The organism is Flavobacterium sp. 22659 (genome assembly GCF_052044235.1).
Classification (GTDB): Bacteria; Bacteroidota; Bacteroidia; order Flavobacteriales; family Flavobacteriaceae; genus Flavobacterium; species Flavobacterium johnsoniae.
The window spans coordinates 134664-151636 of record NZ_JBQEMU010000002.1 but is presented as its reverse complement, the minus strand read 5'-3'; the positions used below and the strand labels follow the sequence as shown (position 1 = coordinate 151636).

12 protein-coding genes are annotated in these 16973 nt (G+C 34.2%); 3 read left to right on the top strand and 9 right to left on the bottom strand.

Features of this window, described 5'->3' with window-relative positions; translation table 11 throughout:
- Positions 1-3: 3 nt before the first annotated feature.
- Positions 4-3096, bottom strand: coding sequence for a SusC/RagA family TonB-linked outer membrane protein (locus ACTJIW_RS02855; RefSeq protein ID WP_440715666.1), 3093 nt, complete (start codon positions 3094-3096; stop codon positions 4-6).
- 908 nt (positions 3097-4004) lie between these two features.
- Here ACTJIW_RS02855 and ACTJIW_RS02850 point away from each other — a divergent pair.
- Complete coding sequence (locus tag ACTJIW_RS02850; RefSeq protein ID WP_440715665.1) at positions 4005-6632, top strand: glycoside hydrolase family 3 C-terminal domain-containing protein; 2628 nt, start codon at positions 4005-4007, stop codon at positions 6630-6632.
- 87 nt (positions 6633-6719) lie between these two features.
- On the opposite strand, the gene ACTJIW_RS02845 is transcribed toward ACTJIW_RS02850, so the two are convergent.
- The 4 genes from ACTJIW_RS02845 to ACTJIW_RS02830 form a co-directional block, all read right to left on the bottom strand.
- Positions 6720-7133: a response regulator gene (locus tag ACTJIW_RS02845; RefSeq protein WP_440715664.1), complete on the bottom strand. Its 414-nt coding sequence runs from the start codon at positions 7131-7133 to the stop codon at positions 6720-6722.
- 526 nt (positions 7134-7659) lie between these two features.
- Positions 7660-8034 (bottom strand): DUF4440 domain-containing protein, encoded by a 375-nt coding sequence (locus tag ACTJIW_RS02840; RefSeq protein ID WP_440715663.1) that lies wholly within the window; start codon positions 8032-8034, stop codon positions 7660-7662.
- Between the two features lie 45 nt (positions 8035-8079).
- Positions 8080-8592 (bottom strand): PRC-barrel domain-containing protein, encoded by a 513-nt coding sequence (locus ACTJIW_RS02835; protein WP_149207058.1) that lies wholly within the window; start codon positions 8590-8592, stop codon positions 8080-8082.
- A gap of 71 nt (positions 8593-8663) precedes the next feature.
- Positions 8664-8831, bottom strand: a complete 168-nt coding sequence (locus tag ACTJIW_RS02830; protein WP_165768449.1) for a hypothetical protein — start codon at positions 8829-8831, stop codon at positions 8664-8666.
- 395 nt (positions 8832-9226) lie between these two features.
- On the opposite strand from ACTJIW_RS02830, the gene ACTJIW_RS02825 reads away from it, so the two are divergent.
- The gene (locus ACTJIW_RS02825; RefSeq protein ID WP_440715662.1) at positions 9227-10210 is read left to right on the top strand and encodes an SDR family NAD(P)-dependent oxidoreductase; all 984 of its coding nucleotides are present in this window, start codon (positions 9227-9229) and stop codon (positions 10208-10210) included.
- A 301-nt stretch (positions 10211-10511) separates the two neighbouring features.
- Here ACTJIW_RS02825 and ACTJIW_RS02820 read toward each other — a convergent pair whose 3' ends face one another.
- The 4 genes from ACTJIW_RS02820 to katG form a co-directional block, all read right to left on the bottom strand.
- Entirely contained in the window at positions 10512-11009 is a 498-nt protein-coding gene (locus tag ACTJIW_RS02820) for a hypothetical protein (RefSeq protein WP_440715661.1), read from the bottom strand.
- A 133-nt stretch (positions 11010-11142) separates the two neighbouring features.
- Positions 11143-11991, bottom strand: coding sequence for a helix-turn-helix domain-containing protein (locus ACTJIW_RS02815; protein ID WP_440715660.1), 849 nt, complete (start codon positions 11989-11991; stop codon positions 11143-11145).
- 61 nt (positions 11992-12052) lie between these two features.
- Positions 12053-12511, bottom strand: a complete 459-nt coding sequence (locus tag ACTJIW_RS02810; protein ID WP_012025873.1) for an RNA methyltransferase — start codon at positions 12509-12511, stop codon at positions 12053-12055.
- Between the two features lie 112 nt (positions 12512-12623).
- Positions 12624-14897, bottom strand: coding sequence for a catalase/peroxidase HPI (gene katG, locus ACTJIW_RS02805; RefSeq protein ID WP_440715659.1), 2274 nt, complete (start codon positions 14895-14897; stop codon positions 12624-12626).
- A gap of 466 nt (positions 14898-15363) precedes the next feature.
- Here katG and ACTJIW_RS02800 point away from each other — a divergent pair, with 466 nt between their 5' ends.
- The gene (locus tag ACTJIW_RS02800) at positions 15364-16941 is read left to right on the top strand and encodes an FAD-dependent oxidoreductase (RefSeq protein WP_274250270.1); all 1578 of its coding nucleotides are present in this window, start codon (positions 15364-15366) and stop codon (positions 16939-16941) included.
- Positions 16942-16973 lie beyond the last annotated feature (32 nt).

Here is a 16973-nt window from a genome sequence, read left to right as displayed (position 1 = left end):
TGATTAAAATGTTAAGTTAAGTCCAAATAAATAATTTCGGGTACTAGGGGTATTAGTACCAATAACCAAAAATCTTCTTTGGTAAGAGGATACAGCCTGATTTTCATCTCCAAATGAGTTAGTTTCAGGATCCATTCCTGATGCTTTATGATAAGGAGAGAAAAATACAAATGGATTTTGTGCTGTAAAATAAACTCTTAGTTTATTAATACCTAAATCTTTAATAAAATCCTGATCTAATGTATATCCTAAAGTAAGGGCTCTGATTTTAACATAAGAAGCATCAAAATAACCCATTGTCGAAATGTATTTAGGATTATCCCCGCTTCTGATACCTCTTGGGTTAGGAAACTCTGCATCTCTGTTATCTGGCGTCCAGTAATCAACTTCAACATTACTTCTACGGCCGTTCATTAAGTTAAGGTAACTTGCACCGCCGTAAAGCGTGCTGATTAATACACCGCCGCTTTTAAAAGCTCCAACTGCAGAAAAATCAAAACCTTTGTAAGTTAAGTTTGTGTTGAAACCTCCCTGAAAATCAGGATCTGTTTCTATAATTTGTCTGTCATTTGCATTTATAGCTCTAGTTGGCGATCCGTCTGGGTTAAAATCTCCTGTGTATTTTACCTTGATTGATCCCACAACTGTTCCCTGCTGATTAATTCCTGTTGGTCCAGGTTCTAAAATTGACATATAAGGATCACCTTCCTGCCAGATTCCAACTTTTTCATAATCATAAATTGAGTTTATGTTACGTCCCACAAACCAAGAGTTTGCTTCGTCTCTTTCTGCTCCTGAAGCAAGAGAAACCAGTTTGTTTTTGTTAGCATACAAGTTAAATCCAACTGACCAGCTTAATCCTTCCGGATTGTCAAGAATTACTCCGTTTAAAGATATTTCATATCCTTTATTTTCTGTTGCTCCCACGTTAGCTACATAACTGCTTACACCAGATGTTGCAGGAAGTCCTACTCTTTGTAAAAGGTCTTTTGTTTGTGTATTATAATATTCTAAAGTACCAGAAAGACGATTATTAAATAATCCAAAATCAAGAGCATAATTCCATGTAGTAGAAAACTCCCACCCTAAATTTGGGTTTGGCAGTTCTGTTACATAAACACCTGTAGAATTTGTGTTTCCAAAATTGTAAGGTCTCGTGCTTAAAGCTCCCAAAGTAGCATAAGGTGCTACTGCCTGATTAGAAGTTTCTCCATAACCAGCACGCAGTTTCACTAAATTAACTGTTTCCTTAATGCCTTTCATAAATGACTCATTTGAAACATTCCAACCCACAGAAACTGCCGGGTAAGTTACCCATTTATTACCGTCAGATAATCTTGAAGATCCATCAGATCGTATGGTTCCTGAAATGAAATATTTATTGTCATACGAATACATAAGTCTGGCCATATAAGAACGAAGTCCCCATTGTGTATAATCCTGATTTGCCGGATTAATAACTGCTTCTTCTTCACTCTGACCTAAATTGTAAAACTGAAATGCATCAGAAGTAATTCCGTTTCTTGAAATCTGAGAACTGTTTCCTGTATACTGCTCATTTGAATAAAGACCAACAAAGTTTACAGTATGTTTATCAGCAAATGTTCTGTCGTATGTCAAAAGGTTTTCAATAAGCCATTGTGTAGACAATGCATTCGTTATAGAAGCGTTAGATAAAGTAGCCGGATTTACATCAAAAACACCCTGCCCTTCATAATAACCGCTGTTTGAAGTACGTAAATTTAATCCCGTATTTAGGCGGTATTTTAAACCTTTAACTCCCGGAATTTTTAATTCGGCAAAAATATTATTGTATGAACTAAAAGCTCTGGTTAAATTAATATACGATTCACCTAAGTTTTTAATTGATTGTCTTGTGTAAACCCATTGATCATCAGCACCCATACTTACTACTCTTTTCAAAGATCCGTCAGCTCTGTAAGGGTTCGCAAGCGGAGAAGTTCCTAAAATAGTTCCTGTACCAATGTTATCTCCATTTGTTACAGCATAATTGCTATTAGTTGTAAACCCTATACGAAATGCACTTCCAATCTGCTGGTCTACACCCGCTCTAAGGCTGTAACGTTCGAATTTTTGTCCCGGAAGAACAGATTCTTCTTTATAATAACCTAATCCTGCATTGTATGAACCTTTTTCAGTTCCACCTGCAACGCTCACATCATGACTGATCATTTCACCAGCTCCGTAAAGTGAATCCTGCCAGTCTGTATTTGTGCTTCTAGATTCATCAACACCATCTGTATATAATCCGGCATAATCACGAAGAGCTGCAAACCTTTCAGCATTCATCATTGGATATTTGCCAAAAACCTGCTTTATACCGCTGAAACCATTATAGCTAAATGTTGCCTGCTGATTTTTACGTCCTTTATTACTGGTAATCATGATAACACCATTTGCTCCTCTCGAACCATAAATAGCAGTTGCCGAAGCATCTTTTAAAATATCAACAGATTTAATATCAACAGGATTAATATCTCCTATCGAACCCGCAAATGGAACTCCGTCAAGTACAATCAAAGGATCATTACTTCCTGTAAGTGATCTGGTTCCACGAATACGAATCTGCATCGCCGCTCCCGGTTTTGAAGATGTCTGTGTTAATTCAACCCCCGGAAGTCTCCCTTGAAGCGCCTGCGTAATGTTCGCTGCAGGAACTTCATTTAACTCTTTACCTCCTATCGAGGCAACAGAACCTGTTACAGACTCTTTCATTTGAGTACCATACCCAATAACAACAACTTCTTTTAATGTACTTAAATCCTCTTCAAGAGTAACATTAATAGTTTTTTGTCCGTTTACAGCAACTTCTTTGCTTTTCAAACCTATAAAACTAAAAACAAGAGTACCATTTGAAGGAACACTAATAGAATAATTACCATCAAAACTGGTGCTTACTCCATTTTTAGCACCTTTTAAATTTACATTCGCTCCAGGAATTGGTCCATTGGCATCTGATACCATACCTGTGACTGTTGTCTGCGCACCCATATGATACGAAAACGCAAGCATTAACATCAAAAAACATAAGCATTTAAAACGCTTGTGCTTACTTGTAACAAAAAAGTTAGTCATAAAAATTGATTTAAATTAAGTTAGAACTTTGGTTTAGTTAATAAGTGTATTTAAAACAAATATATAGAAAAACAAATAATACACAATCGGTTGTGTAAATTTTTATTGATAATTACAAAAAAAAAGCCTCTAAAAAAAATATAAAAACTAATTTTATAATTAAAATATTGATTTTTTATTAAAAAAACATTTCAGAAGATATCGATTGTTATCAATTATAAAATGATTTTTTATAAAATTTAACAAAAGAATAAAAGAGTAAATATTTGGTGTATTTAGAAAAAATTGAAGTAAAAATAATGTTAAATACAAGATATTTCAATACAAAAGCAGTAAATAACAATAGAAATTTAAAATAAATACAAGACAAAAAGTGCAGAAAAAGCCAATCTAAACAATCGGTTGTTAATTTGTAGAGTATTCAAACAGAGAGTATTCATTTTTTGAGAATAAGCTCAATCCATTTTTATAAATCATTTAATACAACTTTATACTATAATAGTATATAAAGGCAGATTAAAGAATTATTTGTTTTTACAATAACTTTTTACAGCTATATATTTTTAAACATTTGGATGCTCATTTTAACCTATCTTATATATAATAGGTAATGAATTATGAAATCATTTTTAGAAATGCAATTCCAAAAATTAAATCCCCTCTTCTCTTTTCAAAATATAGTTTAGAATGACTTGTACAACATAAAAAAGCAATCAGTCAGTTTATAAAATAATTATAAATACCTAAATAAAGTCAATAAAAATCAATACTACTCTCTATTTAATACAAATACCATTATTTTTTAAGCATAATTATATGTAATTGGAAAAAATTTATTTTATTTACACAATCGGTTGCAATCACCTTTACTATCTAATCTTAATTCTTTTACACAAAAAAATAATTCCATGAAGATGAAAAAAACGATATACTGCCTCTTATTTTTAATTTGCATTTATTCATATTCACAAGACAAAAAGTATGATTTTGAATTTCAAAATCCATCACTGAGTTTTGAACAGAGAGTTGATGATCTTGTGAGTCGTTTAACATTAGAAGAAAAAGTTTCTCAAATGCTAAATTCGTCACCTGAAATTGCAAGATTAGGTATTCCTGCTTATGACTGGTGGAATGAAACCTTGCATGGAGTTGCCAGAACTCCGTTTAAAACGACGGTTTATCCTCAAGCTATTGGAATGGCAGCAACTTTTGATAAAAATTCGCTCTTTACAATGGCCGACTATTCTGCTCTTGAAGGCAGGGCTATATACAATAAAGCGGTAGAACTTAAAAGAACCAACGAGCGTTATTTGGGACTCACCTACTGGACTCCAAATATTAATATTTTTCGTGATCCTCGCTGGGGACGCGGACAGGAAACCTATGGAGAAGATCCTTACTTAACAGCTGTCTTAGGTGACGCTTTTGTAAAAGGCCTGCAGGGAGATGATCCTAAATACCTAAAAGCCGCCGCTTGTGCTAAACATTACGCTGTACACAGCGGTCCGGAATCGCTAAGACATACTTTTGATGTTGATGTAACGCCCTATGAACTTTGGGACACTTATCTTCCTGCTTTTAGAAAATTAATAACCGAATCGAATGTAGCCGGTGTTATGTGTGCTTACAATGCATTTAGAACACAGCCTTGTTGTGCAAGTGACATTTTAATGAATGATATTCTGAGAAAAGAATGGAAATTTGACGGTTATGTTACTTCAGACTGCTGGGCGATTGACGATTTTTTTAAGAATCATAAAACACATTCCGATGCTGAATCTGCTGCTGCCGATGCTGTTTTTCATGGCACTGATATTGATTGCGGCACCGACGCTTATAAAGCACTTGTTCAGGCTGTTAAAAATGGAAAAATCAGCGAAAAACAGATTGATATTTCTGTGAAACGTCTTTTTATGATTCGTTTCAGACTTGGAATGTTTGATCCCGTATCAATGGTAAAATATGCCCAAACCTCATCTTCTGTTTTAGAAAGTACAGAACATCAATTACATGCCTTAAAAATGGCAAGACAGTCGATCGTTTTACTTAAAAATGAAAAAAATATTCTTCCTTTAAATAAAAACCTAAAAAAGATTGTGGTTCTGGGACCAAACGCCGACAATGATATCTCAATATTGGGAAATTATAACGGAACTCCGTCTAAACTGACTACAGTTTTGCAGGGTATTAGAGAAAAAGTGAGTCCTGATACAGAAGTTGTTTATGAGAAAGCAGTCAACTTTACAAATGATACTTTATTGGTTTACAAAGACTTGAAAAATCAATACTCATACGAAGGAAAACAAGGTTTCAAGGCTGAATATTACAATAATACTACTCTTTCAGGGCAGCCTGCAGCGGTTAGAACCGAATTAGAAATCAATAATTTCTGGCAGGAAGGAGAAGTTGTAATTCAAAACATCAAAGCAAATCATTTCTCTGCGCGTTATACTACAAACTTTACAGCAGATCAGGACGGTTCTGTTACTTTTGAACTTAAAGCCGATGACGGTTATCGTTTTATAATAAACGGAAAAGAGGTTGTAAATGCCTGGCAGAAGAATAGATGGGGAGAAAAAACTTTTAAACTGGAAACCAAAAAAAATACAGTTTACAAAATAGTATTGGAATATTGGCAGGGAGAAGGAAAAGCAGAAGTATCGCTGCAGACCGGAAATTTTGTAAAAACCAATTTTGCAGATTTAATTGAACGTCATAAAAATGCTGATGCTTTTGTTTTTGCCGGCGGTATTTCGCCGCAGCTGGAAGGAGAAGAAATGCCTGTTGATTTTCCCGGATTTAAAGGAGGCGACCGCACCTCTATCCTGCTTCCGGGGGTGCAGACCAAACTTTTAAAAGCGCTTCAGTCTTCTGGAAAACCAGTAGTTTTTGCCATGATGACGGGAAGCGCAATAGCAATTCCGTGGGAAGCAGAAAATATTCCGGCAATACTAAATATCTGGTACGGCGGACAATCGGCAGGAACCGCAGCCGCCGATGTAATTTTTGGAGATTATAACCCGGCAGGAAGACTTCCTGTTACTTTTTACAAAAGCGATTCAGATTTACCTTCTTTTGTAGATTATAAAATGGATAATAAAACGTATCGTTATTTTAAAGGAACGCCGCTATACGGCTTTGGATACGGACTGAGTTATACTTCATTTAAATATAGTGATTTAAAAACACCAGTTAAAATTAAAAAAGGACAGTCAGTTTCTATTTCGGTTAAAGTAGCAAATACCGGAAAAACAGAAGGCGAAGAAGTAGCGCAGCTGTACTTAATTAATCAGGATACAGCAATAAAAACACCTTTGAAAAGTTTAAAAGGATTTGAAAGATTCAATTTGAAATCTGGTGAAAATAAAATAATTACTTTTAATCTTTCTCCTGAAGATCTTTCGTATGTTACACCGGAAGGCAGTTTAAAACAATATGAAGGCAAAATCAAAATTTCGATTGGAGGCAGTCAGCCAGATGAAAAACTGCTGACAAAAGGCAATGTAATTTCTAAAATTATGCAATTAGAAAAATAAAAAACAGCTTAAATAAAAAAGGTTTTGAGTATTCTCAAAACCTTTTTTATTTAAGAATTTGTAGTTAAATCTGATCCGTGTCCGGAATTATAATTTCAAGTTACAATCTTCTCTTTTTTTACCTATAATTATTTTTTGCAATGATTCAAAAAGCTTTTTGAAGCTGCCATGTTTCTTCAAAAATTTCACTCTCTTGAATTTGTCTATTTCATCCTGCTGCATAATTCCCGAATTTCGGGAATAAAGTACAATTGGAATCTTTCTTAAGCCTTTAATATCACGAAGTAATTTAAGGAATCCGCTCCCATCAAAATAAGGCATATTATAATCCAAAAAGATTATATCAGGACAGATTTTTGAATCCTTAAGCTTTTTTAAAGCCTCAAGTGCACTTTCCTCTACAGAAGATCTGATTTCATGGCTGATTGCATTCAAAACTGACACAAAAATCTCTGCATCATCAGTATTATCGTTGACTAGTAATATGTTTTTGTATTTCATGCCACTACTATTTAAGGGAAAAAGTCTGGAATAAAGTCGTTTTTGTCTTTAAATTGAATACAATTTTATAACAAAATAAAACGATATCACAGTACACTAACTCTAATTTGTAATAAGTCTGAAAAACTTTGTAATAACATACTATTTACACTTATGTGCATTCATGTAAGTGCTAAAAATGAAGACAGAAAGATGTAAATTTTAAAAGGCTGAAATGAAATTATATAAAACAAATTAAAGTAAAAAAAATAATTTTAATAAAACCAATATGTCTGAGAGATTATTAAACTAACCACATAAACAGAAAAACCATGGAATACGAAAAACACTATTATGCACCCGAAGGAATTGGAGAAGATACGACTCAGGAAGAAGACCTGCTTTTTTATGAATTGAGCTGGGAAGAATAACTACTCATTTTTATAGAAAATATCCAGTTGTAGACCCAAGTTTCGGAAAAAGAAAAACATTCCAAAGCAATGATAAAAAGCTGTGGAATGCTGTTCTGCAATCTATTCATTTTTTTTTATTTTTTAGAAGATAATTCTGTTTCGGTATGAAGCATACACAGCCAGCGGTCATTTTCTTTTATCCATGTTGAAGTACAGGCACATTTGACAGATTTATTTTCTTTTGTATCCAATAATTCGATAACATAGGCTGTTACCGCAGTTTCTTGAGTCGGCAACTGGGATATAACATCTAAATAACCTAATACTTTTATTTTATCGCCTTCGCCGGACTCAAACATTTTTTTAAAACTCGGTTCATCTACACTCTGTACTCCATTTCTTCCAGCTATTATACAGGGAAAATGAGTGAGGTTTTTTACTGTTTCATATTGGTGATCCTCCATGCCCTGCCAATATTTTTTTTCTAAATTAAAAATCTCTGTTTCCATAATTAATTCTATTTATTATTGAACAGTTATACTGGAGTAATGACATTATAAATGATTTTCGAACTCTCGACGATTGTAAAATTTATCATCATCACTGTCATAAAATTCAGGATCGTTAGAAGAATAATAAGATCGCATTACATTTCTTTCATAGTTCCTGTCGAACTTATCCTGGCTGTTATATCTGCTTGTATTTCTAAAGGTGTCATATCCTATGCTGTTTGCCATGACAATCTTTGTGTCTTTATTAATGTTTACCGATCCAATGGGAATGATAATATGGCTGTCTCCATCCTTATAAACAAACTCTTTTCCATTGTCGTAAGCAATAGCATCGTGTACTTCTTTACGTCCGTCTTCTATTAATTTTTTATCGACCTTAACATCCAGATAAATCACTCGCTGCATATCCTTATTGACCCAGAGGTTATCAATAGTTCCTATAGTGCGGTTGTCAGCATCTACTATTTTCCATCCTCTTACATCTGAGTAATTAGAAGCAATCTTATAATCCGAAAGTTCATCCAGTCGGTATAAATTTCTTTGTTTCGTATCCATGGTATTTTGTTTATGTGTTACACTTAATTTTTTTGACAGACTTAAAATAATTATGTCTGTCTTGCTCTTTATTATTTTGCTATAGTGTCTGTGCCTACGGCATTTTCGGTTTCTACACGCATATTATTATTTGTCCCATCATCTTGTATAAAGACATAATAGGCAACAGCCGCGATTAACAGGATTGCCACAATCCATGGCCATAAAGGCTTTTTCTTCTCAATTTTAATTTCTGCCATAACTTATTATTTTGATTATAAACATTTTAACTACAATAAAATTACAAACATCTACAGCTTACAGAAGTATTTAATTTCATTCTGATTTTATAAAATTACCAGTACATCATTCCTTCAGCAGCCTATTAATTAAGTAATTAACATTAAAAATTATATAACCGCAACGAAATCCTTTAGCATAATTTTATAATGCTTTAAAACAATTATTCATTATTAAATTATGCGCTATGAAATTTCTAAATCAGAAGAACAGAACACTTAGTTCCAGAACTTCAGAAAAAAAACTTTTTATAAAAAGCACTTCAAGCAGAGCTAATGAAAAAAGCAGTGTCACGACATTTAAAAATATACTTACCCACTTCAATTTATAAGTTAACCATCTAAATAATAGAATTATGACAGATAAAACAGTAGTCCAAAATAGCCTTAAAGGGAAAAACGTTGTCATTACAGGAGCAAGCAGCGGTGTAGGCAGAGCTGCGGCGGAAGCATTTGCCCATGAAGGATGCAATCTGATCTTAGCGGCCAGAGGACAAGAAGGATTAGATGAAATAGTGAAATTCTGCCGTGAATTAGGTGTGCAGGCTGTTGGCGTTTCGGCAGATATGTCTATTCCTGAGGAGGTAGAAAAAGTAGCTGCATCAGCTGCATCAATAGGAGGAAAAATCGATATATGGGTCAACAATGCGGGAGTTATGGCCAGCGGGAAATTTGAAGAAATCCCTTTAGAAATCCATCATCAGGTAATCAAGACCAATTTGTTTGGTTACATGCACGGAGCTTATAATGCCATTAAAATTTTTAAAACACAAAATGAAGGTGTTTTAATTAATAACATATCGATAGGTGGTTATATGCCAGCACCTTACAGTGCGGTTTATTCTGCCAGCAAATATGGAATAAGAGGTCTAATGGAATGCCTGCAGGGTGAAATATCAAACCGACAGCACATTCACATCTGCAATCTTTATCCGCAACTCCAAAACTCAACGGGCAATCTTCATTCAGCAAAATATTCGGGTTTTGATATGACAATACCTTTTATTGCGTCAGATCCTCGTGATACAGCCTCTAAAATAGTAGAGCTGGCTAAAAATCCTAAAAAGGACCTGTTTCCTGATTTTAAGGCTGCTGCCGTCACAAACCTTTACAGATTATTTCCTAAAGTAATCATCAACGCTGCATCTGCCGTTGTGCGTACTAAAATGGAATTTAATAAGAATAAGGAAAATAACCCTGGTAATGTTTTGACGAAGTCAAAAGAACCGCTGCGAGTTTATGGAAATCCGTCTGCAAAAAACACATCAGATCTTAAACTGGCAATGTTTGCCGGAATTGGTATTGGTATCGGCCTGCTTTTATTTCATAAAAAACACTAAACGATGTCTATGTTTTTCTAACGCAAAAACACGTTTTAAAATAAGGAAAAAATATATCAAGATATAAAATAAAAAAGATGAGTATTACAGCTCATCTTTTTTATTTCTATTTCATTACCCCCATTCTATCTGTTTCGACTGCGGTTACATAATTTGAGTCTTCTTTAAGAACTATAACATACACTCCGGTAAAAGGTTCTTGATTGTAAGTTGTCTGTTCTGGAATATTCTCCCGCGAGACTACAAAACCAACTACTGAATATTAAAGCTTATTCAATAATTTAAAAAATATTCCCTGAGCTTATTCTAAAATGTCAGCTCTGTTAATCAACCTTTGTCTGAAAAACTGATAAACAGAACCAATAACAAAAAGTAAAAGCAGAAAAAGAAGTGTTCTTCCTATTATTGGATCGGTAATATCTTTGGCCAGAGGCCGGCGCACAGGAATTCTGGTAAAAGTTTCATTGACTGTTGGCACCAGAGAAAGAAAGAAACTAAAAGACAACCAGAAATTTTCGAAATAACGGGATCTCGCACTATTTTTTCTCTTTGCATTTAGAAAATAAGCTCCCAGTACCAAAAAGATTATAAAAATAGAAAAAGCATGTCCCGGATTAAAACCTCCATGTTTAGAGATGCCTAATGAAGTTAACGATGTAATGATCGTTCCGTAAAAATATATCTTACCAGATAATTTGTTCAAATTGATTTTACCATATTTGATAAAATCTACTAACGCCGCGATAATTGCGCCTACACCAATAATAGTGTGAAAAATTCCTAAACTTGATAATCCCATTTTGTATTAATTTAAATTTGTTTGAAAACAGTACAAACTTCCGATAGATTAACAGAAATGGTTTTGTCAAATAGTTCAATTATTTGGTGATTTCGTTCATAAAAACTTTAAACAAAATTCTAGTTAGTATTAATTATTTAAGTTTCTGTCTGTAATTTGTGGGACTGATACCATATTTGCTGGTGAAACTTTTGGTAAAATTTGCCAGATCATTAAAACCGCAGTCAAAAGCTATTTCAGTAATACGCTGGTCAGAAACCTGAAGCATCTCTGCCGCTTTGATAAGCTTTTTAGTTTTAATGTAATTCGCAGGAGTATCATGATATATTTTTGAAAATTCGCGTTTAAACGATGATACACTTAAATTATTCTGTTGTGCTAATTCTTCAATAGTGAGCTGCGAAAATAAATTTGCTTCGATTATTTGTCTGAAACTATAAATAGTGGGAGAAAAAAGCTGGGACAATATCAGCTGTATTGATTCTGAATTTTGTGTTTGAGACAATAAGAGTATAATTTCTTTTAATTTTAGAACTAAAATGTCTTCATTGATTAAAGACGGATTTTCAAAATAAAACAATAATCCTTCGATATACTTTTGAATTAAAAAATCGTTATTTATTCTTTCACTTGATTTATTCGATATTAAACTTTCAGGTCTTTGAAACAATAATGGAAGTTCCTTTTCATATATTTTCTTTAATATTTCAGGATAGAACGTTACAATAACTATTTCACAATTATTATTGGAATTTGAATTATGCAATTGTTTACCAGAATCCATACAATTTACCAATAATGAATAATTTGCAGAAATATTGACATTTTCGTTATCAACATAATAATCAATCTCACCTTCTTTTACATATAAAAAGCAAGCCTGCTCAGTAATTGGAAAATCAAATTTAAAAGGCGGTGTTAATTCAATTTTTTGAATTAATGTCATGCCATATAAATCATGCTTTTTATAGTCGTTTATCATAAAAAAGATCTGCTAATTTTCTTTAAACATTATGAAATACAAATTATTACATTTTTTCATTTTAAGATCTAGGTTTGGATAAATTCCTGTCATACATCACAACAGTTCCCGCCACAGCAACATTTAAACTTTTTTCTGATTTAAATTTTACTAAATGATGGCATTTATCCATTGCTTTTTTCGATAAACCATGATCTTCTGCTCCCAATAAATAAACGCATCGTCTTGGGTGTTCAAAGGTTTCTAAATCTACTGCTTTTTCAGATAATTCAACTCCAACCAGACGTGCGCCTTTTGGTAAATTTTCAAAAAAGGCCTCAAAAGTTTCATAATGAAAATAAGGAATTGCTTTTACTGCATCGTGGGTATCACAGGCTTGTTTGGCATATCGGTTTCCTATGGTAAATATAAAAGATGCACCCAGATTTTGGGCAGATCTCCACAAAACACCTAAGTTTTCTGGTGTTTTACCATTTTGTATTCCTATGCCAAAATATTCGTTTGTAAAATTATCACTCATAAGGGCAAAAGTACAAACTGTGAGTATAGAAATCAATTTTTATAAGGATGACTTATATCAAAAAAAAGACGCCAATTAATGGCGTCTTAAATACAATTATAAATATCAGCTATTAAGCTAAATCAAATCTATCCAGATTCATGACTTTAGTCCATACCTTAATAAAATCATTTACAAATTTTTCATTTGCATCAGTGCTTGCGTATACTTCTGCAACAGCTCTTAATTCTGAATTAGATCCAAAAACAAGATCTGCACGTGTTGCAATCCATTTAGGCTGTCCGGTGCTTCTGTCATTTCCTGCATAGAGTTCTTTATCGTTTGAAACAGCCTGCCATTGTGTATTCATATCTAACAGATTTACAAAAAAATCATTGGTCAATTGACCCGGACGATGTGTAAAAACACCATTTTTTGAACCGTCTGCATTAATATCAAGTACACGAAGACCACCTAAAAGCACCGTAAGTTCAGGTGCAGTAAGAGTCAGCAAATTCGCTTTATCAATAAGAAGTTCCTCTGTAGAAACTGCTGATTTTGTTTTTCTGTAATTTCTAAAACCATCTGCTTTTGGCTCCAGATATCCAAATGATTCGACATCTGTTTCTTCTGCAGATGCATCCATACGACCTGGATTAAAAGGTACAACAACTGAACTTCCTGCTTCGTTAGCCGCTTTTTCGACTCCGGCAGAACCTGCTAAAACTATTAAATCAGCCAAAGAAACTTTTTTACCATCATTTTGCGAAGCATTAAACTCTGTTTGAATAGTTTCTAATTTACTTAAAACCTGAGCAAGCTTAGCCGGGTTATTTACTTCCCAGTCTTTTTGGGGAGCCAGTCTTACACGTGCGCCATTTGCACCGCCGCGCTTGTCTGAGCCTCTAAAAGTAGATGCTGAAGCCCAAGCAGCTGCAACTAACTGAGAAATAGTTAATCCTGAATTTAGTATTTTTTCTTTCAGCTGTTTTATGTCATTTTCGTCTATTAATTTGTGGTTTACTTCTGGAATAGGATCCTGCCATAACAATACTTCCTGAGGAACATCTGGTCCAAGGTAGCGTGCACGCGGTCCCATATCACGATGTGTTAACTTAAACCAGGCACGGGAAAAGGCATCGGCAAACTGATCAGGATTTTCTAAAAAGCGGCGTGATATTTTTTCATACTCTGGATCTAACCTTAGAGATAAATCAGTAGTAAGCATTGTTGGAAGATGTTTTTTTGTACTGTCAAAAGCATCAGGAATAATGGCTTCGGCATTTTTTGCAACCCATTGGTGCGCGCCTGCCGGACTTTTAGAAAGTTCCCATTCAAAAGCAAATAAGTTTTCGAAGAAATTATTACTCCATTGTGTTGGAGTTTTAGTCCATGTAACTTCAAGTCCGCTTGTAATAGCATCAGCACCTTTACCTGATCCAAAACTATTTTTCCAGCCAAAACCCTGCAGTTCTAAACCAGCTGCTTCAGGTTCTTTATCTACGTGATCAGATGAAGCTGCACCGTGAGTTTTACCAAAAGTATGGCCTCCGGCAATTAAAGCAACCGTTTCTTCATCATTCATAGCCATTCGGCCGAATGTATCTCGTATATCTTTTGCTGCTAAAATAGGATCAGGATTTCCGTCAGGACCTTCTGGATTTACATATATAAGCCCCATTTGAACTGCAGCAAGAGGTTTTTCTAAATTTCTTGAATGAACTTTTCCGTCGGCATCATCATCTGCAGAAACAACTCCATGATCTTTCGGCACACCCTCTGAACCATTACTATAACGTTCGTCGCCTCCCAGCCATGTGGTTTCAGAACCCCAGTAAACAGATTCATCCGGTTCCCATACATCTGCTCTTCCTCCTGCAAATCCAAAAGTTTTAAAACCCATAGATTCAAGAGCTACATTTCCTGTTAGTATCATTAAATCAGCCCACGAAATTTTTTGTCCGTATTTTTGTTTTATGGGCCAGAGAAGTCTTCTGGCTTTATCAAGACTCACATTATCAGGCCAGCTGTTTAAAGGTGCAAAACGCTGTTGTCCCGCTCCTGCTCCGCCTCGCCCGTCGTGTACACGGTAAGTTCCTGCACTATGCCATGCCATACGGATAAAAAGCCCTCCGTAGTGACCAAAGTCTGCCGGCCACCAGTCTTGTGAATCTGTCATAAGTACATGAAGGTCTTTTTTTACAGCTTCAAGATCAAGAGTTTTAAAAGCTTCTGCATAATCAAAATCTTTACTTAAAGGATTTGATAGAGATGAATTCTGTCTCAGGATATTCACCTTTAATTGTTTGGGCCACCAGTCATTATTTTTTGTACCTGATGCGGCTTGATTATCCATACTGCCATTATGAAAAGGGCACTTGCTAATGTCGTTTGATTGATTCTCCATAATTCGAAATTTTTATTTTTTACTAAATTACTAAGTATAGAAAGAGAAAATCCTGAGTATTTATCATTTCTAATTCTTTTCTGATAGATAAAACTTATTGAAAAATATTTTCAAATTAGTTTTACCATTAAATAATATATTAGGGTAGTTTTATAAGCAGATATCTAAAATCAATAATAAAACTATTATATGTTACTAAAACTTTTTATCATAGAATATTAAAGTTACTATTTTTTATAGATACTTAAAAATAAACTTAGTTATAAAGGCTTTTTTGCATTGGTATTTTCTGCTGTATTAAAGTACAATGCCTTGCATACCGCACATAATAACAGAATAAAAATTAAGTAAACTGGCAATCATATAAAATTGAGAATCAATACTATAAGCAATAGTCAATTCTTGTTAGTAGCTTTGATATCAGTGATTTGCAAAATCAATTTTATAAATATTTAAATGATACAGAATGAAATCAGCTGATAAAATAAACGAAGGAAGTATTACTTCAGGAGATAATGTTTCTTTTTGGATCGATACAACTTCAATTTTAGCTTTTGAGAAACCGCATCAGGATATAGCAGCAGAAGTACTTATTATTGGAGGCGGAATCGCGGGTCTCACCACGGCTTATAAACTTTTAGAAGCCGGAAAGAAAATAGTTTTGGTTGAAGACGGTTTTTTAGGAAGCGGAGAAACAGGAAGAACAACAGCACATTTAACCTGTGCACTTGATGATCGTTATTATTATCTTGAAAATACTTTTGGTAAAGAAAATGCACATCTGGCGGCTGAAAGTCACAGTGCCGCAATAGATGAAATTGAAAAAATAGTAAACAATCTAAAAATAGACTGTTCTTTTAAAAGAGTAAGCGGTTATTTGTTTCTTCATCCTAGTGATAAAGAAAAAAATCTCGAAGAAGAATTTAATGCTGTTCAAAAAGCCGGACTTAATACTACTATGCTCAATAATACGCCATATTTAGCCGGAGCCGAAAACCAAAAATCTATTGAATTTAAAAACCAAGGCCAATTCCACATTCTGCATTATCTAAAAGGTCTTGCCCAAGCTGTTATCAATCTTGGAGGAACCATTTTTACTGAGGCACACGCAGAAAATATTACAAAAAATGGAGCAGTTGTAAATGGTTTTAATTTTCAGGCAAAACAAATTGTCGTGGCAACTAATACTCCAATTAATGATGTTCTAACCATGCACACCAAACAGCACGCTTATAGAACTTATGTAATAGGCGGTAAAATCCCAAAAGGTTCTTTACCCTATGCATTATGGTGGGATACTGGTGATACAAAGTCGAAATGGGTTTCTCAGCCTTATCATTATGTGCGTTTGGAAAGTTTTGACGATGAATACGATTTATTGATCTCAGGTGGTGAAGATCATAAAACAGGACAAGCAGATGAGGAAGGAATTTCTGAAGCTGAACGATATGAAAGACTTGAAACCTGGACAAGACAATATTTTCCAATGCTGGACGAAATTAGCTATAAATGGTCTGGGCAGGTTATGGAGCCTTATGATTCATTAGGTTTTATGGGAAGAAATCCAGGAGATAAAAATATTTACATCATTACAGGTGATTCTGGAAACGGTATGACGCATGCCACGATTGGAGCCATGATTATTACGGATCAAATTCTTGGTATAAAAAATAAATGGGAAGATTTATACAATCCGTCACGAATTACTTTTAAAGCCTTTGGCGATTTTATTAAAGAAGCAGGAAATATGGCATCACAGTATTTAGACTGGATTACGGCATCTGACTTAAATAATACAGCCGATTTAAAAGCTGGAGACGGAGGCATTCTTACCATAGGATTAAAGAAAGTAGCCGTTTATCGTGATTATGATAATACCCTGCAGGCTTTTTCTGCTGTTTGTCCTCATTTAGGTTGTATTGTAAAATGGAATTCTGACGAAAAAACATTTGATTGTCCGTGTCACGGTTCAAGATTTGCTGCAGACGGAACAGTTACAAATGGACCTGCAACAAGTGATCTGCACAAATTTCAAGTTAAATAAGTTTCGAAAATAATTAAAATCAAAAAAGCCTC